The organism is Pseudosulfitobacter sp. DSM 107133, assembly GCF_022788695.1.
Taxonomy (GTDB): Bacteria; Pseudomonadota; Alphaproteobacteria; order Rhodobacterales; family Rhodobacteraceae; genus Pseudosulfitobacter.
In genome coordinates, this window is sequence record NZ_CP085154.1 from 2,359,328 (window position 1) to 2,383,298 (window position 23,971).

At 62.2% G+C, this 23,971-nt stretch carries 27 protein-coding genes; 16 read left to right on the top strand and 11 right to left on the bottom strand.

Features of this window, described 5'->3' with window-relative positions; all coding sequences use genetic code 11:
* Window positions 1-13 precede the first annotated feature (13 nt).
* The 9 genes from DSM107133_RS11525 to DSM107133_RS11565 all read left to right on the top strand — a co-directional run bounded on the left by DSM107133_RS11525 (window position 14) and on the right by DSM107133_RS11565 (window position 7,374).
* Window positions 14-517, top strand: a complete 504-nt coding sequence (locus DSM107133_RS11525) for a paraquat-inducible protein A (protein WP_114293374.1) — start codon at window positions 14-16, stop codon at window positions 515-517.
* A gap of 118 nt (window positions 518-635) precedes the next feature.
* Window positions 636-1,370: a DNA repair protein gene (locus tag DSM107133_RS11530; RefSeq protein ID WP_240310505.1), complete on the top strand. Its 735-nt coding sequence runs from the start codon at window positions 636-638 to the stop codon at window positions 1,368-1,370.
* 144 nt (window positions 1,371-1,514) lie between these two features.
* Window positions 1,515-2,876 (top strand): DNA repair protein RadA, encoded by a 1,362-nt coding sequence (gene radA / locus DSM107133_RS11535; protein ID WP_114293373.1) that lies wholly within the window; start codon window positions 1,515-1,517, stop codon window positions 2,874-2,876.
* Window positions 2,877-2,900: 24 nt separating this feature from the next.
* Window positions 2,901-3,455 (top strand): CvpA family protein, encoded by a 555-nt coding sequence (locus DSM107133_RS11540; protein ID WP_114293372.1) that lies wholly within the window; start codon window positions 2,901-2,903, stop codon window positions 3,453-3,455.
* A gap of 240 nt (window positions 3,456-3,695) precedes the next feature.
* A complete protein-coding gene (gene purF, locus DSM107133_RS11545; RefSeq protein ID WP_114293371.1) occupies window positions 3,696-5,150 on the top strand; it encodes an amidophosphoribosyltransferase in 1,455 nt (484 codons plus the stop codon).
* 204 nt (window positions 5,151-5,354) lie between these two features.
* Window positions 5,355-5,639: a hypothetical protein gene (locus tag DSM107133_RS11550; RefSeq protein WP_162792016.1), complete on the top strand. Its 285-nt coding sequence runs from the start codon at window positions 5,355-5,357 to the stop codon at window positions 5,637-5,639.
* Between the two features lie 146 nt (window positions 5,640-5,785).
* Window positions 5,786-6,172, top strand: a complete 387-nt coding sequence (locus DSM107133_RS11555; RefSeq protein ID WP_114293370.1) for a DUF1801 domain-containing protein — start codon at window positions 5,786-5,788, stop codon at window positions 6,170-6,172.
* 188 nt (window positions 6,173-6,360) lie between these two features.
* Window positions 6,361-6,675, top strand: a complete 315-nt coding sequence (locus tag DSM107133_RS11560; RefSeq protein WP_114293369.1) for a hypothetical protein — start codon at window positions 6,361-6,363, stop codon at window positions 6,673-6,675.
* A gap of 54 nt (window positions 6,676-6,729) precedes the next feature.
* Window positions 6,730-7,374 carry an SDR family oxidoreductase gene (locus DSM107133_RS11565; protein WP_114293390.1) on the top strand — a complete coding sequence of 215 codons (645 nt, stop codon included), beginning with the start codon at window positions 6,730-6,732 and terminating at the stop codon, window positions 7,372-7,374.
* 12 nt (window positions 7,375-7,386) lie between these two features.
* On the opposite strand, the gene DSM107133_RS11570 is transcribed toward DSM107133_RS11565, so the two are convergent.
* Window positions 7,387-8,346 carry an IS110 family transposase gene (locus DSM107133_RS11570; RefSeq protein ID WP_243253540.1) on the bottom strand — a complete coding sequence of 320 codons (960 nt, stop codon included), beginning with the start codon at window positions 8,344-8,346 and terminating at the stop codon, window positions 7,387-7,389.
* 387 nt (window positions 8,347-8,733) lie between these two features.
* On the opposite strand from DSM107133_RS11570, the gene surE reads away from it, so the two are divergent.
* The 4 genes from surE to DSM107133_RS11590 all read left to right on the top strand — a co-directional run bounded on the left by surE (window position 8,734) and on the right by DSM107133_RS11590 (window position 12,915).
* Window positions 8,734-9,519, top strand: a complete 786-nt coding sequence (gene surE / locus DSM107133_RS11575) for a 5'/3'-nucleotidase SurE (protein ID WP_114294888.1) — start codon at window positions 8,734-8,736, stop codon at window positions 9,517-9,519.
* Window positions 9,516-10,166 (top strand): protein-L-isoaspartate(D-aspartate) O-methyltransferase, encoded by a 651-nt coding sequence (locus tag DSM107133_RS11580; protein ID WP_114294887.1) that lies wholly within the window; start codon window positions 9,516-9,518, stop codon window positions 10,164-10,166. Before surE ends, DSM107133_RS11580 begins: the two co-directional genes overlap by 4 nt.
* Window positions 10,167-10,304: 138 nt before the next feature.
* Window positions 10,305-11,510 (top strand): LysM peptidoglycan-binding domain-containing M23 family metallopeptidase, encoded by a 1,206-nt coding sequence (locus DSM107133_RS11585; protein ID WP_114294886.1) that lies wholly within the window; start codon window positions 10,305-10,307, stop codon window positions 11,508-11,510.
* 364 nt (window positions 11,511-11,874) lie between these two features.
* Window positions 11,875-12,915 (top strand): Hint domain-containing protein, encoded by a 1,041-nt coding sequence (locus DSM107133_RS11590; RefSeq protein WP_162792132.1) that lies wholly within the window; start codon window positions 11,875-11,877, stop codon window positions 12,913-12,915.
* A gap of 438 nt (window positions 12,916-13,353) precedes the next feature.
* On the opposite strand, the gene DSM107133_RS11595 is transcribed toward DSM107133_RS11590, so the two are convergent.
* The 5 genes from DSM107133_RS11595 to tatA form a co-directional block, all read right to left on the bottom strand.
* The gene (locus DSM107133_RS11595; protein ID WP_162792131.1) at window positions 13,354-13,650 is read right to left on the bottom strand and encodes a hypothetical protein; all 297 of its coding nucleotides are present in this window, start codon (window positions 13,648-13,650) and stop codon (window positions 13,354-13,356) included.
* A gap of 217 nt (window positions 13,651-13,867) precedes the next feature.
* Window positions 13,868-14,707, bottom strand: coding sequence for an ATP-binding protein (locus DSM107133_RS11600; protein WP_114294882.1), 840 nt, complete (start codon window positions 14,705-14,707; stop codon window positions 13,868-13,870).
* A complete protein-coding gene (gene tatC, locus DSM107133_RS11605) occupies window positions 14,707-15,609 on the bottom strand; it encodes a twin-arginine translocase subunit TatC (RefSeq protein WP_114294881.1) in 903 nt (300 codons plus the stop codon). The genes DSM107133_RS11600 and tatC overlap by 1 nt, the downstream gene beginning before the upstream one ends.
* Entirely contained in the window at window positions 15,606-16,079 is a 474-nt protein-coding gene (gene tatB / locus DSM107133_RS11610; protein WP_114294880.1) for a Sec-independent protein translocase protein TatB, read from the bottom strand. The genes tatC and tatB overlap by 4 nt, the downstream gene beginning before the upstream one ends.
* Before the next feature lie 3 nt (window positions 16,080-16,082).
* Window positions 16,083-16,298, bottom strand: a complete 216-nt coding sequence (gene tatA / locus DSM107133_RS11615; protein WP_114294879.1) for a twin-arginine translocase TatA/TatE family subunit — start codon at window positions 16,296-16,298, stop codon at window positions 16,083-16,085.
* Window positions 16,299-16,466: 168 nt separating this feature from the next.
* Here tatA and DSM107133_RS11620 point away from each other — a divergent pair, with 168 nt between their 5' ends.
* The gene (locus DSM107133_RS11620; RefSeq protein ID WP_114294899.1) at window positions 16,467-17,096 is read left to right on the top strand and encodes a YafY family protein; all 630 of its coding nucleotides are present in this window, start codon (window positions 16,467-16,469) and stop codon (window positions 17,094-17,096) included.
* 178 nt (window positions 17,097-17,274) lie between these two features.
* Here the strand turns inward: DSM107133_RS11620 and DSM107133_RS11625 are convergent, their stop codons facing one another.
* The 5 genes from DSM107133_RS11625 to DSM107133_RS11645 form a co-directional block, all read right to left on the bottom strand.
* Entirely contained in the window at window positions 17,275-17,631 is a 357-nt protein-coding gene (locus DSM107133_RS11625; protein WP_114294878.1) for a Lin0512 family protein, read from the bottom strand.
* On the bottom strand, window positions 17,624-17,977 hold the full coding sequence (locus DSM107133_RS11630) for a Lin0512 family protein (RefSeq protein WP_114294877.1): 354 nt from the start codon (window positions 17,975-17,977) through the stop codon (window positions 17,624-17,626). The genes DSM107133_RS11625 and DSM107133_RS11630 overlap by 8 nt, the downstream gene beginning before the upstream one ends.
* On the bottom strand, window positions 17,974-19,062 hold the full coding sequence (locus tag DSM107133_RS11635; protein WP_114294876.1) for an ABC transporter ATP-binding protein: 1,089 nt from the start codon (window positions 19,060-19,062) through the stop codon (window positions 17,974-17,976). The genes DSM107133_RS11630 and DSM107133_RS11635 overlap by 4 nt, the downstream gene beginning before the upstream one ends.
* 173 nt (window positions 19,063-19,235) lie before the next feature.
* Window positions 19,236-20,351 carry a DNA alkylation repair protein gene (locus tag DSM107133_RS11640; protein ID WP_114294875.1) on the bottom strand — a complete coding sequence of 372 codons (1,116 nt, stop codon included), beginning with the start codon at window positions 20,349-20,351 and terminating at the stop codon, window positions 19,236-19,238.
* 4 nt (window positions 20,352-20,355) lie between these two features.
* Entirely contained in the window at window positions 20,356-21,135 is a 780-nt protein-coding gene (locus DSM107133_RS11645) for an SDR family oxidoreductase (RefSeq protein WP_114294874.1), read from the bottom strand.
* A 152-nt stretch (window positions 21,136-21,287) separates the two neighbouring features.
* Between DSM107133_RS11645 and DSM107133_RS11650 the strand changes: the two genes are divergently transcribed.
* Window positions 21,288-22,307, top strand: coding sequence for a Hint domain-containing protein (locus DSM107133_RS11650; RefSeq protein WP_114294873.1), 1,020 nt, complete (start codon window positions 21,288-21,290; stop codon window positions 22,305-22,307).
* A gap of 56 nt (window positions 22,308-22,363) precedes the next feature.
* Entirely contained in the window at window positions 22,364-23,971 is a 1,608-nt protein-coding gene (locus DSM107133_RS11655; RefSeq protein WP_114294898.1) for a peptide chain release factor 3, read from the top strand.

Sequence of the window (23,971 nt, forward strand, 5' to 3'; positions counted from 1 at the left end):
CCCAAGTGCGCCCATGCTGCGCTATCTCAACCTTGCCCTGCTGGTCGCCTATCCCGTTGCGTGGTTCGCACCGCTGATGCGTGCGGGGCTGTTGCCCCTGTTCGGCCTGTCGGAAATCAGCGTGATGACCGGCCTGCAATCGCTATGGGCCTCGGACGTTTTCCTGGCGCTGATGGTCACGGTTTTTGCGCTGTTTGCCCCTTACCTCAAGACCATCGGCCTGGCCCTGCTGCACTGGAACCTGCTCAGCGCGCGCTGCCTGCCTGCGCTGCATCTTCTTGGCAAATTTGCGATGGCCGACATTTTCCTGATCGCACTGTATATCACCCTGACCAAGGGAATCGGCGTTGGACGCATTGAAGTGGCCTGGGGGCTTTATCTTTTCACCGCGTGTATTCTTGCCTCGCTCTGGATCGGCTGGCGCACAGAACAAAGGCGGCAACCGGCTGAAATTGTGTCAGAAATGGAAACACCTGCCGCGAAGATGCCGCAACACAACAACCCGGAAATCAGATAGCGGACATCGGGAACAAAAAATCTCCTTATGAGTTGCCTTCTTATCGGCGTATACTTGCCGATAAGAGGTTTTTCTGGGGGAAAGACATTTGACAAATTTTATTCGCTCGTTCGCATTTTTGATCCGATTCCTGATGCAGCGCGCGGCGCTGGCATTGTTCATCCTGACAGCGCTGGCCCTGCTGGGGGCAACAGCCATGTCATTGTCTGGCAAATTGCCCTGGGTCGACCTTCAGGTTGACTGGAACGGCGCGCCGGTGCCGCTGGCTGGCATGTACGCCCAGATTGGCCTGACCATCTTTGCCACCTGCCTGTGCTTTTTCCTGCCCAGTGCGCTGCGCACCATGCAACTTGAAAACGCCCACCGCGATTTCTCGGTCAACATGACCGACATCAGTCGCGCCTATGCCGCCGTTCACGCGGCAGATCGCGGCGATGTTTTCCGCTTTTCGACCGAATTCGATTCGATGCGCGAACGTCTGGAATACCTGCGCGACCATCCCGACCTGAGCTCGTTAGAGCCTGCACTGCTCGACGTCGCGGCCCAAATGTCGCATATTTCCAAAGAGTTGGCCGAGGTCTATTCGGACACCCATGTCGCCCGCGCCCGCGGATTCCTGGAACAACGCCAATACGAGGTGGACCAGTTCAACACCCGCCTGGAACACGCCAAATCCATCAGCTCCGAATTCAAGCACTGGCTGACCAACATCGAACTCGAAGAGGCGGTTGCAGCCGCCCAACTGGACCGCCTGCGCGGCGAAATGCGCGAGGTGCTGCCCGAGCTGGGCCTTGAAACCATTATCGCCACCGACAACACCGTCACCAAAATGGTGCCCAAAGCCGCAGAATAATCCGCCCGCTCCTTCATCTTGCCGGATAAACTCCGGGGGACGCGTCGCAGACGCGGGGGGCAGCGCCCCCTTTAACCGCTCCCAAACACCCCCACCCCGCATTTACCTTTTGACGCCCCCGCCCGCGTCAGGCACATCAGTGCCATGGCCAAATCACCCTCCTTCACCTGCACCGCCTGCGGCGCGACACATAGCAAATGGTCGGGGCGCTGCGACGGCTGTGGCGACTGGAACACCATTGTCGAGGACGCGGGGCTGTCCGCGGGCGGCAAGAAATCCCTTGGCGCAAATCGCGGCGCGGCCATCACGCTCACAGACCTGCAAACCGAAGAATCACCGCCCCCTCGCACCCATTCGGGCATCGACGAGCTTGACCGCGTGCTGGGCGGCGGGCTTGTGCCTGCCTCGGCGCTGCTGGTCGGGGGCGATCCGGGCATCGGCAAATCGACCCTGTTGCTGCAAGCGGCAGCCGAATTCGCCCGCGCGGGCGTCAAGACGATCTATGTCAGCGGCGAAGAAGCCACGGCACAGGTGCGGATGCGTGCCAAGCGTCTGGGCCTGTCGGATGCGCCCGTGCAACTGGCATCGGAAACCAACCTGCGCAACATCCTGACCACGCTCGAGGCCGAACGCCCCGGCCTTGCGATCATCGATTCGATCCAGACCATGTGGTCCGACACGGTCGACAGCGCGCCCGGCTCGGTCAGTCAGGTGCGGTCCGCCGCGCACGAGCTGACAACCTTTGCCAAGCGCAAATGCGTCTCGGTCATCCTTGTCGGTCACGTCACCAAGGACGGCCAGATTGCAGGCCCCCGCGTGGTCGAACATATGGTCGACACGGTGCTGTATTTCGAAGGCGAACGCGGCCACCAGTTCCGCATCCTGCGCGCGGTCAAGAACCGTTTTGGCCCTGCCGATGAAATCGGCGTGTTTGAAATGACCGGGCGCGGGCTGGAACAGGTCACCAACCCTTCGGCGCTGTTTCTGTCCGAGCGTGGCAGACCCAGCGCCGGATCGGTGGTGTTCGCAGGAATCGAAGGCACCCGCCCCGTGCTGGTTGAATTGCAGGCCCTCGTTGCGCCCTCGCCGCACAGCCAGCCGCGCCGCACGGTTGTCGGCTGGGACGGCGGACGGCTCGCGATGATCCTTGCGGTGCTCGAGGCACGCTGCGGCATCCCCTTTGCGGGGCTGGATGTCTATCTGAACGTCGCGGGCGGCATGAAAATCTCGGAACCCGCCGCCGATCTGGCCGTGGCGGCTGCGTTATTAAGTGCGCGGGAAGACGCCGCCCTGCCCGAAGGCGCCGTCGTTTTTGGCGAAATCAGCCTGTCAGGTGCCCTGCGTCCCGCACCCCAGACCGAAAACAGGTTGAAAGAGGCGCAAAAACTTGGTTTTACGACCGCACTTGCCCCTTCTGGTGGCAAAGCCATCGAAACATCGGGAATCAAAGTGCAACAGATGCACGACCTGACCAGTTTCGTGGGTGAAGTATTTGGCGCAGGTTAATGCCGCACAGACAAGGAACGGATGATGGACGGTTTTACAATCATTGACGGCGTGGTCGCCGTTGTCATCATCCTGTCGGCCCTGCTGGCTTACGGGCGCGGCATCGTGCGCGAAATCATGGCGATTGCAGGCTGGATTGCCGCCGCCATCCTCGCATTCCTTTTCGCCCCGCAGGTCGAACCGCTGGTGCGCGAAATCCCCGTTGTCGGCGAATTTCTGGCGGACAGCTGCGAACTCAGCGTGATCGGTGCCTTTGCACTGGTCTTTGCCGTGGCCCTGATTGTTGTGTCGCTGTTCACGCCATTGTTTGCCTCTCTGGTGCAACGCTCGGCTTTGGGCGGCATTGACCAGGGGCTGGGCTTCCTCTTTGGGGTGGCCCGCGGCATCCTGTTGGTGATTGTTGCGTTCTTTGTCTATGACACCGTCATCACCGGTCAGGAATTCACCGTCGTCGACGAAAGCCGCTCGGCTGCCGTGTTCGGCCGGTTCACCACCGACATTCAGGACCGCAAGCCCGAGCAGGCGCTTGGCTGGATCACCCAGCAATACGAAGGTCTGGTGGGCACCTGCGAACAATAATGTCGCCTTTGCGCTGCACTGCGGCGCGCCAAGGGTTGTACCAGGCCCCTCGCATCCCTATTCTTGTTACAGCTGCACCGGATTGTGTCCTCGAAAACAAACTGTATCGACACAATTCACACTCACGACCAAGATCCCTTAACTATTTCGGCCTCAAGGCGTGACACCACGCCATGGTCCCAGTATCACACCCACGACCAACCCCAGATTCGGAGCCATCCGCCCGTGACTGAACGCATGATGCCGCCCGCACATCCTTTCGACGACGACAAACTGAAAGAAGAATGCGGTATTTTTGGTGTGATCGGCACCCAGGATGCCGCGAATTTCGTCGCTCTCGGCCTGCATGCCTTGCAGCACCGGGGACAGGAGGCCGGAGGCATCGTCAGCCATGATGCCGAACAGGGTTTTCAATCCGCCCGCCGCTTTGGCTATGTGCGTGACAATTTCACCAGCCAGAAAGTCATGGAGACCCTGCCCGGCCCGCTTGCCATCGGGCATGTGCGCTACTCGACTTCGGGCAACAAGGGCCAGACCGCGATCCGCGACGTGCAGCCCTTCTTTGGCGAATTTGCCATGGGCGGGGCCGCGATTGCCCACAACGGCAACATCACCAACGCCAACGCCCTGCGCCGCGAACTGATCGAGCGCGGCTCGATCTTCCAGTCCTCCTCTGACAGCGAATGCATCATCCACCTGATGGCCCGATCGCTGCAGCGCAACATCCCCGAACGGATGGAAGACGCCCTGCGCCGCGTCGAAGGCGCGTTTTCGATCGTCGCGATGACCCGCACCAAACTGATCGGTGTGCGCGACCCCTTGGGCGTGCGCCCGCTGGTGCTGGGCCGTGTCGGCGACGGCTGGGCGCTCAGCTCGGAAACCTGCGCGCTGGACATCATCGGCGCCGAATTCGTCCGCGAGATCGAACCGGGCGAAATGGTGGTGATCACCGACAAGGGCGTCGAAAGCCATTTCCCCTTCCGCCGTGTCGCACCGCGTTTCTGTATCTTTGAACACGTCTATTTCTCGCGCCCCGACAGCATCCTGGGCGGGCGCAGCGTATACGAGACCCGCGAAAACATCGGCCGCGAACTGGCCAAGGAATCGCCGGTCGATGCCGATCTGGTCTGCCCCGTGCCCGACAGCGGCACCCCGGCAGCCATCGGTTTCAGCCTGCAATCGGGCATTCCCTATGCGATGGGCATCATCCGCAACCAGTATATGGGCCGCACCTTCATCGAACCGACCGAGCAGATCCGCAACATGGGTGTGCGCCTCAAGCTGAACGTGAACCGCGCGCTGATCAAAGGCAAACGGGTCATTCTGGTGGATGATTCCGTGGTGCGCGGCACCACCTCGCGCAAGATCAAGGAAATGATCCTTGATGCCGGTGCCGCCGAGGTACACTTCCGCATCGCCTCGCCCCCCACGGCCTGGCCCTGTTTCTATGGCGTCGACACCCCGCAGCGCGAAAAGCTGCTGGCCGCGACCATGTCCGAAGACGAAATGCGCGCCCATCTGGGGGTTGATTCCCTCAAATTCATCTCGCTCGACGGCCTCTACCGCGCCGTGGGCGAAGCCGAAGGCCGCAACAAAAGCTGCCCGCAATATTGCGATGCCTGTTTCTCTGGCGAATATCCGGTGAAACCGTCGGACATGCTGGAAAAAGGCTTTGAGATGAAAGCAGCGGAATAACCCCCGCTGCTTCATCTTGCCAGATAAGGGTGCGGGGGCGGTGCTCCTGCCGTGATATTGTCGAACGTTGAACGTCAGATAACCTTGATCTTCACGTCATGGACCGATTTGGAATGGAAAACCGGACGTTCGCTCAGGTGGCGGCGAATGGCGGGTTTGAGCCCAAATATACGACTTAGCTGATTGGAGACGACTTGTTGTGTCGTGCATAATATTTCATTCTCTGGTCCAAAAATAACAACCGTTTCTTGGAGCGACTGGGTGAAAATATATGGATACGCCAAAGGCGATAGTAGCGAGACACTGTTGGAGTTTGATGAAGTGTCGATTTGTCTTGAAGACGCAGAAGCGGCACGTAAATTTGCAGATTTTGCCAAGGCGTGCGCAGACGAGATGGCAGCTTTGGGAGATGACTACGACCACGTACACTTTGCTGGCGGAGAAACGCCAGACATAATAATTGCACGGTTGCCAGACGTTAACATATGACCTTGCGAGGTGGTTAATCTGAACGACAGCAAAGTCCCGCCTGGCATTCCTCGACCTTCATCACACCCAAGGCCCGCCCCCAACCAAAATGCACCTCGTCCCGCTGCTGCCAGCATCTGTCAGCAAACCGTGCTAACCTGCCTCTCATGGACCCGTTCACCCAGATCACCGCCCAATGGCCCGCACCCGCCCGCGCCCGTTTCGATGCCCTGCGCGCCATCATTCTGTCAGCGGCAGAGGATGCAAATGTCGGCCCACTCACGGAAACCCTGAAATGGGGCCAGCCGGCCTGGCGTCCTGTTGCGCCGCGCACCGGATCGACACTGCGGCTGAACTGGTCGCCCACGGCCCCCCACGCGCTGACCGCCTATGTCGATTGCAAAACCGATCTGGCACAGCGCATGGCCAGCCTGTACCCCGACCTGCCAAATGACGGTCGCCGCGCGCTGTCGCTGGCCCTGGACGGCACGCTTGCCGAGCAGCCCCTGTCCCATCTGGCGGCGATGACGTTCACATATCACCGCAAATCCTAGGGCCCAGACCCTGAGGCGCGGGCGATTCCCGCCTGCGCGCAAGCCCCCCGCCACAGAATGTCGCAGGGCTCGGCAAAGCTTGGCGTATCGGCGGGCGTCAAATGGCCGATGGCCGTTTTGCCGCTCTTGCGGCTGGCTGTGGCCGTGGTACGTCGCCGTCTTCGACTGGCCCCAAGGACCCCCTTTTCATGGAACAAGCTTCCCCCCAGACCAACCAACTGGCGACGCAAAAAAACGCGGTGCAACTGAGCAAGCCTGTGCTGCTTGGCATTTTCGGCGCGACCAGCGCCCCGCGCGCGATGATCCGCTATCCCAACGGGCGGATCGACACGGTCAAGACCGGCGACAAGACCCGTCTGGGTCAGGTTGTCGCCATCGACGAAGACGCGGTGCACATCGCCCATAATGGCCGCGCCAAGGTGTTGCGTCTGCCGCAACCGGGCGAAATCGTCAGCGCCCTGCGCCCCCACGCGCGCCCCAGTGCCGAGACCAACGCCGCCTGAACGCCGCACGCGCGCCTCTTGACCTTGGCGCGCATTCAGACCATCACGCAGCCCATGACAAATGCCCCCAAACTTGCCCTGATCACAGGCGCGTCGCGCGGTCTTGGTGCCGCTTTGGCCGAAGCCTTGGCCCCGACCCATCACATCGTTGCCGTGGCCAAGACCACCGGCGCGCTGGAAGAGCTTGACGACCGGATCAAGGCGCTTGGCGGCAGTGCCACGCTGGCCCCGATGGACATCACCGTGCCCGAGGCGATGGCCACCCTGTGCCGGGGCATTCACGACCGCTGGGGCAATCTGGACATCTGGGCGCATACGGCGATCCATGCTGCGCCCCTGACCCCGACCAGCCACATCGACAGCCGCGACATGGCCAAATCGGTTGCCGCCAATGTCACCGCCACCGCAACGCTGATCTCCTATGTGGCCCCGCTGCTGGGCACCGACGGCACCGCGCTTTTCTTTGACGATCCGCGCGCAGGCACCAAGTTTTTCGGCAGCTACGGCGCGACCAAGGCCGCCCAGATCGCACTGGCGCGCAGCTGGCAGACCGAGACCGTCAAAACCGGTCCCCGCGTGGTTATCGCCCGGCCCGAACCGATGCCCACAGCCACCCGCGCCCGTTTCTTCCCCGGCGAAGACCGCGCGCCGCTGGCAGACCCGCACGCCGAAGCCGCGCGTATTCTCGCGGCGCTCTAGCAACTGTATTTCTCAAGCGAGTTGAGTAGTCCATTTCTGCCGACTTTTGCAAAGGGCGTTCACGATTGTCACAAGCTTTCTTGCGACGGCGGTGATTATCACTTTGTGTGGTTTTCCGGCTTCGCGAAGGCGGTCTGCGAACGGCTTCAGGACGGGATTGTGGTGACTGGCGACGAGCGCCGCCTGGAACATAACGTGTCGCAGCGGGCGCCGGCCGCCTCCGATAGCGCGCTTGCCCCGCATCGCGCCGCTGTCATGGGCAATGGGCGCAAGGCCTGTCAGCGCGGCGGCTTGTTCGCCCGTGATCTGGCCGAGTTCCGGCATTTCAGCGATCAACATCGTGCTGGCGACCGGGCCAATGCCGGGAACTGAACGCAAGATGGCAGCAGTCGTGGCAAGGCCTTCCTCTGAGGCGATGATCTGTTCGATCCGGACCTCAAGTCCTGCAATCTGGCGATCCAGTAGGTCTTTCAGGTCACCATCCATGACGTCGAACAGATCATCCGAACCCAGTTTCGCATGCGCCTTGATTTGCGCCAAAAGCCGTTTGCGTGTTTCGACGAGCTGACCACGCTTGGACACCAAAGCCCTGAGAAGACGTATCTTTTCATGCGGCAAGGTCCGCCCTGCATCAGGCCGAAAGGCCATGAACCGCGCGATAAGCTCCGCGTCGATCCTATCCGTTTTCGCCCGCGTGCCCCGGCTGGCGGCAAAGGCTTTGATTTGCGCGGGCGGCAGTTGCCTGGTCGCGACCCCTGCAACGTCGAGGGCCGACCACAGACGCCATTCCTGCCCCCCTGTGGCCTCAAAACAAACCAGCGCACAGGCTGACTTTGCCAGGGCGCCCACGCGCGCATGCCCGTCCTCGGAATTGGGCAATCGAAGTCTCTGATTGCTTGGCAGGCAATGAATGTCCAGCCAATCGCGGCTGACATCTATGCCAAGGATTGCGTCTCGTGTTATCCTGTTCATGTTCTCTTCCTTCTGATCCGTGGTCCAAGCTGGCCACAAGCAACTGTTCGAGATGGATGAAGAGAGACAGTGCTGGCTCGCTAGCAAACGTGGTCCCAATTCAACTTGGGCCACAAGGCTCTGACGCCATACACCGTCCCGTCAGTGACCTCGGCCAAGGTCGCTGACGGGGGAACAATAACAGATCGGAGATACAGAAGGGTCTGGACCCTCCTCTTCTCTGGTTCAAGAAATCCTCCCCGAAGGGCCGGCTTGCCACAGCGCGCGCCGGTCAATGAGTCCTTCGCGCAACGCCAGAACGCCTTCTGCTACAAATCCGCCTTGCAGACCCCGCCTGCCCTTGCCGCAATGCTGCCGCCTGAATACTAAGGACAAAAGGGGCGACATATGCGTATTCTCATCACCAACGACGACGGCATTGCCGCACCGGGGCTGAAAACCCTGCACGCCATTGCCAAACAGGTGGCTGGCCACACCGGCGAGGTCTGGACCGTGGCCCCTGCCTTTGAGCAATCGGGCGTCGGCCATTGCATCAGCTACACCCATCCGATGATGATCTCGAAACTGGGCACCCGCCGCTATGCCGCCGAAGGCAGCCCTGCCGATTGCGTGCTGGCGGGCATTCACGACGTGATGGCCGACGCGCCTCCCGACCTGATCCTGTCGGGGGTCAACAGGGGCAACAATTCGGCGGAAAATGCGTTGTATTCCGGCACCTTGGGCGGCGCGATGGAGGGTGCCTTGCAGGGTATTCCCGCCATCGCCCTGTCGCAATATTTCGGCCCCGCCAATGCCACGCTGGAAGACCCGTTCGAGGCCGCCCTTGTCCACGGTGCCGACACGGTGCGCCGCATTCTTGACGCCACGCCGGCAGACACCGGCGATTACCACCTGTTCTACAACGTCAACTTTCCGCCCGTCGCGGCGGCAGAGGTCAAAGGCACCCGCCTGAGCCGCCAGGGCCGCCGCCCCGGCGTGCGCTTTTCCACCGAACCGCACGAAGCCCCCTCGGGGCGCAAGTTCGTATGGATCAAGGGCGGCAACCAGCAGGTGCACACGGCTGCGGGCACCGATGCTGCTGACAATCTGGACGGCTATATCTCGGTCACGCCGATGCGCGCCGATCTGACGGCCCATGACGTGATGGACCGTCTCGGGGCGCTGAACGTATGACCGAAGACGAGATCGCCCAACGCAAGATGCAGTTCCTGTACGCGCTGCGGTCCAAGGGCGTCACCGAAAAAGCTGTCCTGGAAGCGATGGAGGCCATCGACCGGGGTCCGTTCATACGGGGCCTGTTCGCCGCGCGCGCCTACGAAGACATGCCCCTGCCCATCGCCTGCGGGCAAACTATCAGCCAGCCTTCGGTGGTGGGGCTGATGACGCAGGCGCTGCACCTCAGCCCGCGTGACAAGGTGCTCGAAGTGGGCACCGGTTCGGGCTATCAGGCGGCGATCCTCAGCAAGCTGGCGCGCCGGGTCTATACGGTGGACCGGCACCGCCGTCTGGTGCGCGAAGCGCGGGCCATTTTCGAGACGATGCAACTGACCAATATCACCGCCATCACTGGCGACGGCAGCTTTGGCCTGCCCGATCAGGCACCGTTTGACCGCATTCTGGTCACCGCCGCCGCCGAAGACCCTCCCGGCCCCTTGCTGGCACAACTCAAGGTTGGGGGCATCATGGTGGTGCCCGTGGGCCAGTCAGATGCGGTGCAAAGCCTGATCCGCGTGCGCAAGACCGAAACCGGACTGGAATATGACGAATTGCGCCCCGTGCGCTTCGTCCCCTTGCTCGAAGGGCTGGGAAAAGATACATAATACGGCGGAAACATGCCGATAATCCCGTCCGGGCAGCCTGTGCTTGACGCTGTGTTGCATGGACCGACAAAACCGATGACAAGACCCATAACAAGGCCCCGAACCCGAATAACGGGGCGTGTGAAGAGGACGAGCCAGATGATCCGATACATTCCGCGCCACCGCGCGCCCTTGCTGCTGGCCACTTGTGGCGCGCTTGTTCTGGCGGGTTGCGATCAACCGCTTGATTTCGACCTGCGCGGCGGTGCCGGAGCCTTCTCGACCGCTGATGCAGCCCTGAATGCCACAACCCAGCGGCCCAGGCCGGACAACCGCGGCGTTATTTCCTATCCCAACTATCAGGTTGTCGTGGCCCGCCGCGGCGACACCCTGAACGACGTGGCCGGCCGGGTCGGTGTCAATGCGGGCGAGCTGAGCCGCTATAACGGGATTGCAACGGATGTGCCCCTGCGCACCGGCGAGATTATTGCCCTGCCGCGTCGTGTGGCCGAACCCTCGCCCGCCACGGGTGCCATCGGCACCGGACCGATCCAGCCCGCTGCGGTCGATGTGACCACATTGGCAAGCAACGCCATCGACAGCGCCCCCGCGACCACACCGTCAACCCCCACGGCGGCGCCTGCACCGGCAGCACCTGCGGCACCGGCCCAGACCGGGCAGGAACCGATCCGTCACAGGGTCGAGCGCGGCGAAACCGCCTATACCATCGCGCGGCTGTATCAGGTGCCGGTGCGTTCGCTGGCCGAGTGGAACGGTCTGGGCAGCGATTTCGCGATCCGCGAAGGCCAGTTCCTGCTGATCCCCGTGGCGCAGCAGGCCCCGCCCAAACGCACGGCGACCACCAGCGCTCCCGGCGTCGGGTCGCCCACACCGGTTCCGCCCAGTGCCGCCACGCCCCTGCCCAAGGATGACACCGCCAAACCTGCGCCCACGACGGCAAAACCGGCCGCCCCTGTGGCCGACATCGGCAAGCAAACCGTCAAACCCGACAGCAACACCGCGCTGGCCTATCCTGTCTCGGGGTCGATCATTCGCGCCTATTCCAAGGGGCGCAACGAAGGCATCGACATCAAGGCAGGGGCAGGCACCCCAGTGAAAGCCGCTGCATCGGGCAGTGTCGCCGCGATCACCCAAAGCGCCGAAGGCGTGCCGATCATCGTTGTGCGTCACCCCGACAACCTGCTGACCGTCTATGCCAATGTCGCTGACGTCAGCGTCAAGAAAGGCGATAATGTCAGCCGGGGACAAGGCATTGCCAAGCTGCGCAGCGGTGACAATGCCTATCTTCACTTCGAGGTCCGCAAGGGTTTTGACAGCGTGGACCCGGCCCCCTACCTGCCCTGATGTCCGCTGTGCGGACGAAGCTGTTGTTTGAAATGGAACGCGAAGTCTTGCATCGACGGGCCGTGGTGCGGCGGCCAGCGGCCATGACTCCGCGCAAGGAGCATGCGGTGACAGCGCGCTCCTGCCCTGCGCTGCGATCTGCGCGCTGGTCCGGCTTCCGCTTTGGGTCAGTTCATGGCGCAAAGGCCCAGGCCATCTGACATTCAAAACCACGCACGACGGGCCGGAGATGTTTTCGCATCTGGACCCAGGGCTGCCGGGTCTTCAATTGTGCGCCAGATTCCGACAATGTGACGTAAAAGCCATGATACCGCCCTAGCGGTGCCGCGTTGCCCATCCAGAAACAATTCGAACACACTTCGGATTGAGCGGAACGATGGCTGTCTACTACGGATACACAAACGTCATTCGCGGCACGCAAAGTACCGTCAACGGCAACCCTGTCGACTATGCCTATGCGCCAAACGGCACCTGGCGCTACACGGGCGAAGACACCTATTTCGTGGTCGAGGAAAACGACGGCGCGACGGTGTTCAACGGCGACGGGGATGTGAACGAATATGTCGACAGCGCCGAACGCTTTGGAGGCGCATGGGAACAGACTGTCAAGGTGGGCGGGATCGACCGGCAGGTGATCTGGGATTACACCTTTACCGTCACCGATGGCACGAACACATGGCGCGTGGGCGTTATTGATGTGGACCTGAACAACGACAACGATGTGCAGGACGCGGGCGAAAACGGATATTTTCTGGTGTTCCCCGATGGCATGCCCCCCGCCGACACCAACCTGACCACCGGCGGCATCACGGAAAACGACGACAGCACGCCCCATTTGGGGCTTGGCGGGTCCGTGGTCTGCTTTGCCTCGGGCACGATGATCGAAACCCCCGACGGCCCGCGCGCGGTCGAAGCGCTGAGCGTGGGCGATCATGTCATTACCGGCAGTGACGGCGCGCAGCCGATCCGCTGGATCGGGGCCACCACAGTTCTGTCCAGAAATGATCTGGCCCCTGTTGTCATCACCGCAGGCACCCTTGGCAACGACGCCGATCTGGTGATCTCGCCGCAACATGCAATCCTGCTGACCGACTGGCGCGCCGAGCTTCTGTATGGCCAGTCCGAAGTTCTGGTGCGCGCGGTTGATCTGCTGAACATGGACGGAGTCTATCGCCGCACCGGCGGGCTTGTGACCTATCACCACATCCTGCTGGATGCACACCACGTCGTACAGGCACACGGGATCTGGTCAGAAACCTTGTACCCCGGCGACATGACCAAGCAGGCGGTGAACCCGGTCGCGCGGGCCGAAATCGAAACCCTGTTTCCCAACCTTGTCACCTATGGCCTCAAGGCCGCACCCTGTTTGCGCGCCTATGAGGCAAAACTGCTGGCGGCGGTTTAGCGTCAAGACCCGACCGGACCTTGGGCGCAGTATGGGCCAAAGTCTGGAGTGCGGTACTTTGTGGCCATTCACCAAAGCCTGAAGTCAAGGCTCGATGAGCCACCCGTCGCAACGCGCTCAAACGCCAACCCCATCCACCTAAGCCCGGAATCAAGGCTCGAAGAGCCGCCGGGCAGCGCCCGACCGCCCCATGGGCGGGCGCTTCTTCACCGTGTTTCACCTCTTCTCCCGCACGCCAAAGACGAGAAATAAAGTGGCGGCCACTGGCATTCCGATGCCCACCCGCGGTCAGGCACTGCCCTGTGTGGGTAAGTCACTTTGGACTCCAAGCCGACATTCGTCGCATAGTGCATCGAAGTCCGGTGAGCGGACGAAGCTGTCTTTAGATTGTGGTCTTTGAACGTCTGCTTCTACGGTATCAAAGGTGTGCTGGTCCGATTAGGACAGGCTTCTTTTGAACAATTCCAAGACCACTGCAATGGCCAAGACCGTGGAGAATCCCACAGGAATGGCGATCCAGTGATAAAAGCCTATCCTTGCCAGTTTTTTGTGTGGGCCGCTTAAGGGATCTTCGGGTGTGCGTCGGTAAGCGGAGCGGAGGTTGTGCATATTCATGTTGAGTTTTTGCCCACTGGCTCGCAAGTCCGCGTATTCGTCGCGTTCAGTGCAGCGCCAAAAGGAAAACATCACCGCAGGAATAACCAAGAGTGCTGCTGTATTTATTAGGAAATCCAAGCTGTCGATCCTCTGAAGCAAGGTCTACGATAGGCGGGCTATCACATTAGTTTCTTTTCCATTCTTATGGAAAGCCGCCATTTGTGCAAGTTGCAGCATCGGTCAATAAGGGCTCGTTACTGCCATTCTCCGCGCCCCGCACGAACGTCCGGTTTTCCACTCGGGCTCAGATGTTGCCGCAAGGGCCAAAGTCATCCGACGGTCAACACCCCGCGGCCTAAAGCGTGACGCCCGAGCGGCCTGCAAGGTCGACGAAATACTGCCACGCCACCCGGCCAGACCGCGCACCGCGCGTGGCCTGCCATTCGATGGCCTGCGTGCGCAGGGTCGCGTCGTCGATCTCCACATCGTAAGCATCGCAATAGCCGCGGATCATCGCCAGATACTGGTCCTGATCGCAGGGATGGAACCCCAGCCACAACCCGAACCGGTCGGACAGAGACACCTTTTCCTCGACCGCCTCGGCGGGGTTGATGCCGCTTTGCCGTTCGTTTTCGATCATGTCGCGCGGCATCAAATGGCGGCGGTTCGACGTGGCGTACAGCACCACATTCTCGGGCCGCCCCTCGATCCCGCCATCCAGAACCGCCTTGAGCGATTTGTAGTGGCTGTCATCGTGGCCAAAGCTGAGGTCGTCGCAATAGAGCAGAAACCGCCCCGATGCCGCGCGCAGCAGGTTCAGCAGACGGCCCACGCTGGGCAGGTCCTCGCGTTGCAACTCCACGATCTTGAGCTGCGGATACTCTGCCTGAACAGCGCCGTGTACCGCCTTGACAAGGCTGGATTTCCCCATGCCCCGCGCGCCCCAGAGCAGCGCGTTGTTGGCAGGCAGTCCGCGCGCAAACTGCGTGGTGTTTGCCAGCAGCGTATCACGCGAGCGGTCGTTGCCCACCAGCAGCTTCAGCGGCACGCGGCTGATCTGGTGCACCGGCTCCAGCCGGTCCGGGCCAGTGTGCCACACAAAAGCACTGGCGGCGTCGAAATCGGGGGCTTGCAGCGGCGCGGGCGCCATACGCTCCAGCGCCGCTGCGATGCGGTCCATCGGGTCGTCGATCACTATTTCAGGTCCTCGTCGTCGCCGGTCAGAATGTCGTCCAGACCTTCTTCGTCTTCTTCGTCGTCGAAATAGCCTTCTTCGCGCAGACGCTTGTCGCGGCGGCGCTCCACTCCGCGCACCAGCCAGATCGAGATTTCATAGAGACCAAAGACCACCACGAACAGGATCAACTGCGTCACAACATCCGGCGGCGTGACCAGCGCGGCCACCACCAGAATGCCGACAATCGCGTATTTGCGCACATTCGCCAGACCTTCCGAGCTGACCAGACCGGCCTTGCCCATCAGCGTCAGCAGCACAGGCAACTGGAAACACAGGCCAAAGGCCACGATCATTTTCAGCGTGATATCAAGGCTTTCGTTCACCTTGCCCTGAAACACGATGTCGATGCCCTTGTGCGCCTCCTTGATCGACCCGTCTTGCATGATCGTCGACAGGATCGACGCCGCATCGGCAAAGCCCAGAAAGAACTTCATCGCCATCGGCACAACCACATATTGCGCAAAGGCCGCCCCCATCAGGAACAGCGCGGGCGAGGCTATCAGGAAGGGCAGAAAAGCCGACTTTTCATTCTTGTACAGCCCCGGTGCCACAAACCGCCACAACTGGTAGGCGATGATCGGGAACGACAGCGCCAGCCCCCCCACCATCGAAATCCGCACAAGGGTAAAGAAATACTCCTGCGGTGCAGTGTACTGCATCACCGGATTTGGGTTGCCCAGATCGCGCATGGTCTGTTCGATCGGGATCAACAGGAAATCCAGGATCGCACTGCCGAAGGAAAAGCAGAAGATCATCGCCACCACAAAGGCCAGCACCGACCGGATCAGCCGCGTGCGCAGCTCGGCCAGATGCTCGATCAGCGGGGCGCTGCTGTCTTCGATTTCGTCTGCGTGGCTCATGTGGTGCCTTTGGGTGTGTCGGATGTGTCATCTGCCGCGAGGGCCGCCTCGGCGGCATCGGCCGCCTTTCGGGCCTCTTCGGCCTCGCGCATTTTTCGGTCTGCGGCGGCGCGGGCGGTCGAGGCCTGTATCTTCTTGGCCTTGGCCGCACGCTCTGCGGCCAGCTTGCCGGTCTCGCTGTCACCGTCAATGTTGCGCAACGACGACGAAACATCGCGCGCCGCATCCTTGACGCCGTCCATCGCGCTGCCCAACGGGTTGGTGGCCGTCTTCAAGGTCTTGGAAATGTCGCGCACGCCGCTTTCGTCAGCCGCATCGTTCATGGCGCTGGTGAATTCACGCGCCATGCCCTTGGCCTTGCCGACGAACCGCCCCACCTGACGGAACAGCACCGGCAGATCCTTGGGGCCCACGACGATCAACGCCACGATGCCAATGACCAAAAGCTCGGTCCAGCCCATATCGAACATGGATCAGACCTTGTCTTTTTCGGTCTCGGGCGTGACGTCCTTGGCTTCTTTGATCTCGTCATCGTCCAGCGCGTTCTGGCCTTCGCTGACGCCTTTCTTGAAGCTGGTGATACCCTTGCCGACTTCGCCCATCAGGCTGGAAATCTTTCCGCGCCCGAACAGGACCAGCACCACAACAGCAATCAAAAGCAGACCCATCGGGCCAATATTGTTCAACATCTCAATTCTCCCGCAATACGCGCCCCGCGGCACGTTTCTGTGTCGATCCTTGTCTATGCAACCGAACCCCGCGCGAAAAGCCGCAAAGCCCCGGTGCTCCCTGTCTGCACCGCCAAAACCTGCCAGAAAAAACTGGCCATTTTCACAACTGACACTTATTTGTCAGTAATGGCCCGTCAATCACGTCTTCACGCCCTTCTTGAGGCCCTGCGCGGCGGCGCCACCCTGCGCGCTGCCGATCTGGCACAGCGGCTGTCCGTCTCGCAACGCACGCTATATCGTGACATCCAAAGCTTGCAGGCGGCCGGCGTTCCGGTTCAGGGCACGCGCGGCACCGGTTACCGGCTGACCGACCAGATCCGCCTGCCGCCGCTTGATCTGGCCCCTGCCGAGCTTGAGGCGCTCAGCCTTGGCCTTGCCATCCTGACGCAATCCGCCGATCCCGACCTGTCGCGTGCCGCCACCACGCTGGCGGACCGCATCGACGCCCTGTTGCCCGAGGCCACTATCGCCCCGGCAGAGGCCTGGAAACTGGAAAAGCAACCCTTTGCCGACGCCGCGCGCGGTGCCTCGCATATCCCGCGCATCCGCGCCGCGATCCGCGCCCGCCAGAAACTGCGCATCACCTACCATTCGCGCGGCGACCGTATCACCACGCGCACCATCCGCCCGCTCAGCCTCACCAGCTTGGGCCCCGTCTGGACCCTGACCGCATGGTGTGAACTGCGCACCGCCATGCGCGACTTCCGCCTCGACCTGATCGAGACAACCGAAGCCCTGCCCGAGCTGTTCCTATAGCGCCCCGCCTTAGGGTCAGGACCCATTCATCCTGCTGCGGTACGCGCTCTCGGGGCCATTGGCTATGTGATCTGTCTCAGGTTAAAGGCGGGACGCTTAAGAAGACAGCGCCTAACCCGTTCTTTTGGCTAAAAATATCCTGGGGGAGACGCGCAGCGTCGGGGGCAAAGCCCCAAATTCAACCCTTCAACCGCCACCCGGTCTGTGCCGGTAAAAACGCCTCGACCGCCGCCGTGGCCACCACGATCACCTCGTCCCCCGACGGCACGTCCATGCCGCCGAACACGGCCCGCACCTCGGCCCGCCCGCGTGGCAGCACCGCCACCAGCGCCGCGACATCCACCGCCTCGGGCTGTTGCACCGCCACGGTCACCTGCACGCGCATATCCGACGCATCCAGCCCCAGCGTGCCGAACAACGGCAGCGACGATCCGCGAAACGCGTCCTCGATGGCACGCCGCGCCGCTTTGGTATAGTCGCGTCCGTGCAGGTCGTTGCCCTGCCCCATTTCGATGATCACCCGCTGTTCAGCCATCCGCCCGCTCCATGTCAAAGGATACGGTCAGCGCCGCCTGCGCCATCACCGTCGGATTGCCCACACCTTCGGGGCGTGGCACGTCCAAGCCGCCCTGCACCACCTCGATCTGCGCTCGGCCATAGGGGAAGATCGCCCGCAGCACCTCGACATCCACCTGATCCGGCTGCTGCACCGCCACCCGCACGGCGATCTGCATCGCCTCTTTGGGAAAGCCGAACAGTTCGGCCAGGTTGATCGAATTGCGCCACAGCGCATGGCGCACCGCCTTGGCCGCCGCATCGGTATAATCGGCACGGCGCAGCGAGGTGCCCAGACCGAATTCGATGATCAACGGCCCACTCATCCGATCATCCCCGCCGGAAAGACAAAGCATTTGTCGCGCCGCACGCGCAGCCACATCACCGTGCCCGGTTGCGGCAGGAACACCCCCGGCACCGTGGATTTCATCACCGTCCCGTCATGATCCAGCCGGAATTCCACAAGGCTTTCGTTGCCCATGAATCGCGCGCGCTCGACCACAGCCCGCGCCGCCGTGCCCTCGACGGCGGTGGGCACAGGTCCCACGCCCGCACGGTCAAAGTCGATCCGCACATGCTGCGGGCGAAACACGATGTCCACCTCGGTGCCATCGGCAATGCCCGGCGCCAGAAACCGCCCGAACGGTGTCATCGCCAACGCGCCCTGCACTTTAGAACGGCGCACATTCGCATCCGAAAAGAACGCCACCGAGGCGCGGTCCAGCGGGCGCGTATAGACGTTATAGGGCGCGCCCTGCTGAACGATCCGCCCGTCGCGCATCAGCGCGATTTCGTCGGCCATGCGCATCGCCTCGTCCGGCTCGTGGGTGACCAGCAGCACAGCCGTATCCTCTTCCTTGAGGATGCTCAGCGTCTCGTCACGAATGCCGTCGCGCAGCCGGTTGTCCAGCCCCGAAAACGGTTCGTCCATCAACATGATCCGCGGCTGCGGCGCCAATGCGCGCGCCAGCGCTACGCGCTGCTGCTCGCCGCCCGACAGCTGGTGCGGATACATGTCGATAAACCGCTGCATATGCACGCGGCCCAGCATTTCCTCGACCCGCGCGCGCTTTTCGGCGCGGCTGCCACGCAGGCCATAGGCCACATTGCCCTCGACGCTCAGATGCGGAAACAGGGCAAAGTCCTGAAACATCAACCCGATCTCGCGCCGCTCGGGCGGCACGCGCGTGACCGTGTCACAGATCAGCTTGCCATCGGCATAAATTTCGCCGCTGTCCTGCATCTCGACACCCGCGATCATCCGCAAGGTCGTGGATTTGCCGCAGCCCGACGGCCCCAGCAGGCAGGTCACCTGCCCCGGCATGATGCTCAGCGACACGCCGTCAACAACGGTCCGCCCGTCAAAGCTGCGCCGCAGGTCGCGGATCTCCAGTCTGGGCACCTCGGTCAAAGGCTCTCTCCAAGTCTGATAAAATCGGTCGGACTTGGGCTATCAGGCCCCGCGCGCGCCCGCAAGCAGCACAACGTACCGCCCCAAGCTTCATCTTGCCAGAGAAACTCCGGGGGAGGCGCACAGCGCCGGGGGCAGCGCCCCCCAAAACATAACCTTCGCGCCAGCGGCCATCAGACCAGCGTGAACCCTACCCGCGCGCGATCCACGCCGTTCACCTGCACCACCATCTCATGTGCGCCGGGATACAGGGTAAAGGTGCTGGCCCCGCCTTTCATCAAATGTGCCTTTGACATCACCAGCGCCCGCCCTGCCTCCAGCTTGCCCGCCTTCAGCTTGAACACCTTTTCGCGGCCCCGCCCCGGTCCGGCAAAACAGATGCGGTAATCGACCAGCACCGGCAGCCTGGTATCCGCCTGCAACATCACGTCAAAGCGCAACCAATCGCCGATTGCCACCGCGTCGGCCTCCAGCCGCACCTGCACGTCCACCTCGGCCCCGGCCGCGTAGCCCAGATAGGCCATCGCCCCCGCATGGCCTGCCTTGATCCGTGTGCGCAGGGCATGGCGCGCCATCCACGCCAGTTCCTGCGGGTCTTGTACGCCCGCCTCTTGCCAGCCCCGCAGCCGGTCCAGAACCGCATCCGTGTCGGTTTTAGATATATCGTTCAGATGGTTGGCCACCGACCGCGTCACGAACCGCGTTGGATCAGCGTGCAACCGGTCCAACAGCGGCAGTGTTTGCGCAGGGGTCAGCGCAATCGCCCGCCCCCACGGCAGCTTGGGCCGCGTGCCCTCGCTGACCAGCCGGCGCACATGGTAATTGTCATCCTCCGCCCAGACCGCCATGCGTGCCAAAGTCTCCTCGGGCCAGCGGTTCAGAAAGGGGCGAATGGAGAACTCCATCGAAAACCGTTGTGTCGCCGCGTGGATCAGGTCCAGCGCACGTTCGCGGTGTTGTTCCAACCCGTGACGCACCGCCAGAATGCCCGGCACCGCGTGGATGAACCGGCCAAAGTCGTCATCGCGCCGCGACGGATCCAACGGCGGTGGCATCATCGCCTTCAACTGCTCCGCCATCGCCGGAAAATCCGCTGACAGATGCGGCTCAAGACAATCCGCAAACCAGTCGAGGCACGCCATCAATGTGCGCTCAGGCACGCCTGACAGCGCTTCGTGCGCGAAACCGGCCCCGTCGAACCCTGGCAGACCGGCGGCATATTCCGCCCCCAGCTGCCCCAGTGACTCTGCATTAAACAGCTGATCTTTCAGCGAATATCCCTGCGCCATGCCCTTACAGCGTCGCGTTGGTGGCACCACCATCCAGCAGCAGGTTCTGCCCGACGATAAAGCCCGCATGGACCGAGCACAAAAACGCGCAGGCCTGGCCGAATTCCTGCCGCGTGCCATAGCGCCCCGCCGGAATCGTCGCCGCCCGTGCGGCGCGCGCTTCCTCCATCGAAATGCCCCTGGCCTTGACCACACCGCCATCCAGCGCCACTGCGCGGTCGGTGTCATGAATGCCCGGCAACAGGTTGTTGATCGTCACACCACTGGACGCCACCTGTCGCGCGGTGCCTGCCACATATCCGGTCAGGCCGGTGCGCGCCGAGTTCGACAGCCCCAGTTGCGCAATCGGCGCCTTGACCGACTGCGAGGTGATGTTGACCACCCGGCCCCAGCCGCGCTCCATCATCCCCGGCATCAGCGCCTTCATCATGGCAATCGGGGCCAGCATGTTGGCATCCAGCGCCTTGATGAAATCCGCGCGGTCCCAATCAGACCACAGACCCGGAGGCGGCCCGCCCGCGTTGTTGACCAGAATGTCAATCTGCCCTGCGGCCTCCAGCACCCTTGCCTGCCCTTCGGCGGTGCTGATGTCGGCTGCCACGGTGACCACATCCACGCCATAAGCGTCACGGATGGCCGTCGCTGTTTCCTCCAGCGCCGCGGCCCCGCGTGCGTTCAACACAAGGTTCACGCCCGCTTCGGCCAGCGCCTCGGCACAGCCGCGTCCCAAGCCCTTGGACGACGCGCAGACCAGCGCGCGTTTACCAGAAATTCCCAAATCCATGCGATCCTCCTGTCATCGGTTTCGCCATGCCTAACACCCCGCACAGAGGGGATGCCAGAAAAACACCGGCCCGTTGACCCGCTGTTGCCTTAATTCTACGGTAGCGCCTTGATCACCCCGCAAAATTCCAGATTTGAATGCGACCACACCACATGCGCAAAACCACCCTTCCGCTGACCCCTGCACATTTTGTGCCCGTTTTTGTTGCCCGGAATTTCACGGCAACGGATGGTGCAAATTTGGGCGACGCGCTGTCTTTCGCAGACGAGCTTGAGCTGGACGACACCTATTCGCTCACCCCCGGTGCGCAACCGATACAGCTGGCCATTCAGGTGCTGGACGAGGGGTTCGAGATTGCCGCCGAAAGCCCCACAGGCACGACAGGGGCCGCGCTGCATCTGGATTGCGCCCTGACGCTGATGTCGCCGGACGGGCAAACCACGGACGCCATCGTGGTGGTCGAGACCGACACCAAGGGCAATGTTGCGCAAATCTACCTGCTGCCGCTGGCCAGCCTTGCGCCACGCACCGATTATGCGCTGGTGGGCATCGACACCACCAATGCCGTCGAGAAATTTGGCGAGGTCGCCTGTGCCCGCTTTACCCGTGGCACCCACATCACGCTGGCGTCGGGCGCGCAGGTGCCGATTGAGGACCTGGCCGTAGGGGACCGCGTGCTGACCCGTGATGACGGCCCGCAACAGGTGCGCTGGATCGGCCAGTCGACCGTGCGCGCCGTGGGGGATTTTGCCCCCATCTGCATCCGTGCCGGTGCGCTGAACAACTTTCACGATCTGGTGGTCAGCCCCGACCACCGCCTGTTCATCTATCAACGCTCGGACCAGTTGGGCGCGGGCCGCTCCGAGCTGCTGGTCAAGGCGCGCCATCTGGTGAACGGCGACACGGTGATCCGCCAGGACGGCGGCTTTGTCGACTATTTCCAGCTGCTGTTCGACGCCCACCAGATTATCTATGCCGAAGGGATTGCCGCAGAATCGACGCTGGTCGACACCCGCACCCGCGCCACTGTGCCTGATGAGGTCACCGCGCAATTGCTGGCCAACGGTGTGGGCGATCACGCCGGCACCGGCCTGTCGGGGCTGGATGTTCAGGAAAACCTGCTGAACCGTCCCGATGCCGCCGAACTGCTGCGCAAGGCCAGCACACGTTAGGGTCAGGACCCTAAGCATCCTTGCGCAGCACGCACCCGCAGAATATACGCCGCAACATGCTGGATATTGCCCCCAACCGCCCCGATCTGCCGCCCGAGATTGCGCGTCGTCGCACCTTTGCGATCATCTCGCACCCGGATGCCGGTAAAACGACATTGACGGAAAAATTCCTGCTGTTTGGCGGGGCGATCCAGATGGCCGGACAGGTCCGCGCCAAGGGCGAGGCGCGGCGCACGCGCTCGGACTTTATGGCGATGGAAAAGGACCGCGGGATTTCCGTGTCCGCCTCGGCCATGTCGTTCGATTTCAAGAACTTCCGGTTCAATCTGGTGGACACGCCCGGCCACTCGGACTTCTCCGAGGACACCTATCGCACGCTGACGGCGGTGGATGCCGCCGTGATGGTGATTGATGGTGCCAAAGGTGTGGAAAGCCAGACGCAGAAACTGTTTGAGGTTTGCCGGATGCGCGACCTGCCGATCCTGACCTTCTGTAACAAGATGGACCGGGAAAGCCGCGATACATTTGATATTATTGACGAAATTCAGGAAAACCTGGCCATTGACGTGACACCTGCCAGCTGGCCCATCGGTGTGGGCCGCGATTTTGTCGGCTGCTATGACATGCTGCGCGACCGGCTTGAGCTGATGGACCGCGCCGACCGGAACCGCGTCGCCGAAAGCATCCAGATCGACGGGCTGGACGATCCCAAGCTGGCCGAACATGTGCCCGCGCACCTGCTGGAAAAGCTGCGCGAAGAGGTCGAGATGGCCCGCGAACTGCTGCCCCCCATGGACCACGCCGCCATGCTGGAAGGGTCGCTGACCCCGATCTGGTTCGGCTCTGCGATCAACTCGTTCGGGGTCAAGGAACTGATGGACGGCATCGCCACCTATGGCCCCGAGCCGCAGATCCAGTCGGCCGAACCGCGCCAGATCCTGCCCGAAGAGAAAACCGTGTCCGGCTTTGTTTTCAAGGTTCAGGCCAATATGGACCCCAAACACCGCGACCGCGTGGCTTTTGTCCGCCTCGCCTCGGGGCACTTTCACCGCGGCATGAAGCTGACCCATGTGCGCACGAAAAAACCGATGGCGATTTCCAACCCCGTGCTGTTCCTGGCGTCCGACCGCGAGCTGGCCGAAGAGGCATGGGCCGGCGACATCATCGGCATCCCCAACCACGGCCAGCTGCGCATCGGCGACACGCTGACCGAAGGCGAGGCGATCCGCGTGACCGGCATTCCGTCCTTTGCCCCCGAACTGCTGCAAGGCGTGCGCGCGGGCGACCCGATGAAGGCGAAACATCTGGAAAAGGCGCTGATGCAATTCGCCGAAGAAGGGGCCGCCAAAGTGTTCAAACCGGCCATCGGATCGGGCTTTGTCGTGGGTGTGGTCGGGCAGTTGCAATTCGAGGTGCTGGCCAGCCGGATCGAGCTGGAATACAGCCTTCCGGTGCGGTTTGAACCGTCACAGTTCACCTCGGCCCGCTGGGTGAACGGTGCGCGACAAGCCGTTGATAAGTTTATGGAAGCGAACAAACAGCACATCGGCTATGACCACGACGGCGACGTCGTCTACCTGACCCGGCTGCAATGGGACATCGACCGCGTGGTGCGCGACTATCCCGACATTCGCCTGACCGCGACCAAAGAAATGATGGTGTAG

Excerpts from the sequence above, each read along its gene's own strand:
- DSM107133_RS11525 (WP_114293374.1), top strand. The coding sequence starts at position 14 with ATGCTGCGCTATCTCAACCTTGCCCTGCTGGTCGCCTATCCCGTTGCG.
- radA (WP_114293373.1), top strand. The coding sequence starts at position 1,515 with ATGGCCAAATCACCCTCCTTCACCTGCACCGCCTGCGGCGCGACACAT.
- DSM107133_RS11540 (WP_114293372.1), top strand. The coding sequence starts at position 2,901 with ATGGACGGTTTTACAATCATTGACGGCGTGGTCGCCGTTGTCATCATC.
- purF (WP_114293371.1), top strand. The coding sequence starts at position 3,696 with ATGCCGCCCGCACATCCTTTCGACGACGACAAACTGAAAGAAGAATGC.
- DSM107133_RS11555 (WP_114293370.1), top strand. The coding sequence starts at position 5,786 with ATGGACCCGTTCACCCAGATCACCGCCCAATGGCCCGCACCCGCCCGC.
- DSM107133_RS11560 (WP_114293369.1), top strand. The coding sequence starts at position 6,361 with ATGGAACAAGCTTCCCCCCAGACCAACCAACTGGCGACGCAAAAAAAC.
- DSM107133_RS11565 (WP_114293390.1), top strand. The coding sequence starts at position 6,730 with ATGACAAATGCCCCCAAACTTGCCCTGATCACAGGCGCGTCGCGCGGT.
- DSM107133_RS11570 (WP_243253540.1), bottom strand. The coding sequence starts at position 8,346 with ATGAACAGGATAACACGAGACGCAATCCTTGGCATAGATGTCAGCCGC.
- surE (WP_114294888.1), top strand. The coding sequence starts at position 8,734 with ATGCGTATTCTCATCACCAACGACGACGGCATTGCCGCACCGGGGCTG.
- DSM107133_RS11580 (WP_114294887.1), top strand. The coding sequence starts at position 9,516 with ATGACCGAAGACGAGATCGCCCAACGCAAGATGCAGTTCCTGTACGCG.
- DSM107133_RS11585 (WP_114294886.1), top strand. The coding sequence starts at position 10,305 with ATGATCCGATACATTCCGCGCCACCGCGCGCCCTTGCTGCTGGCCACT.
- tatC (WP_114294881.1), bottom strand. The coding sequence starts at position 15,609 with ATGAGCCACGCAGACGAAATCGAAGACAGCAGCGCCCCGCTGATCGAG.
- tatB (WP_114294880.1), bottom strand. The coding sequence starts at position 16,079 with ATGTTCGATATGGGCTGGACCGAGCTTTTGGTCATTGGCATCGTGGCG.
- tatA (WP_114294879.1), bottom strand. The coding sequence starts at position 16,298 with ATGTTGAACAATATTGGCCCGATGGGTCTGCTTTTGATTGCTGTTGTG.
- DSM107133_RS11620 (WP_114294899.1), top strand. The coding sequence starts at position 16,467 with ATGGCCCGTCAATCACGTCTTCACGCCCTTCTTGAGGCCCTGCGCGGC.
- DSM107133_RS11625 (WP_114294878.1), bottom strand. The coding sequence starts at position 17,631 with ATGGCTGAACAGCGGGTGATCATCGAAATGGGGCAGGGCAACGACCTG.
- DSM107133_RS11630 (WP_114294877.1), bottom strand. The coding sequence starts at position 17,977 with ATGAGTGGGCCGTTGATCATCGAATTCGGTCTGGGCACCTCGCTGCGC.
- DSM107133_RS11640 (WP_114294875.1), bottom strand. The coding sequence starts at position 20,351 with ATGGCGCAGGGATATTCGCTGAAAGATCAGCTGTTTAATGCAGAGTCA.
- DSM107133_RS11645 (WP_114294874.1), bottom strand. The coding sequence starts at position 21,135 with ATGGATTTGGGAATTTCTGGTAAACGCGCGCTGGTCTGCGCGTCGTCC.
- DSM107133_RS11650 (WP_114294873.1), top strand. The coding sequence starts at position 21,288 with ATGCGCAAAACCACCCTTCCGCTGACCCCTGCACATTTTGTGCCCGTT.
- DSM107133_RS11655 (WP_114294898.1), top strand. The coding sequence starts at position 22,364 with ATGCTGGATATTGCCCCCAACCGCCCCGATCTGCCGCCCGAGATTGCG.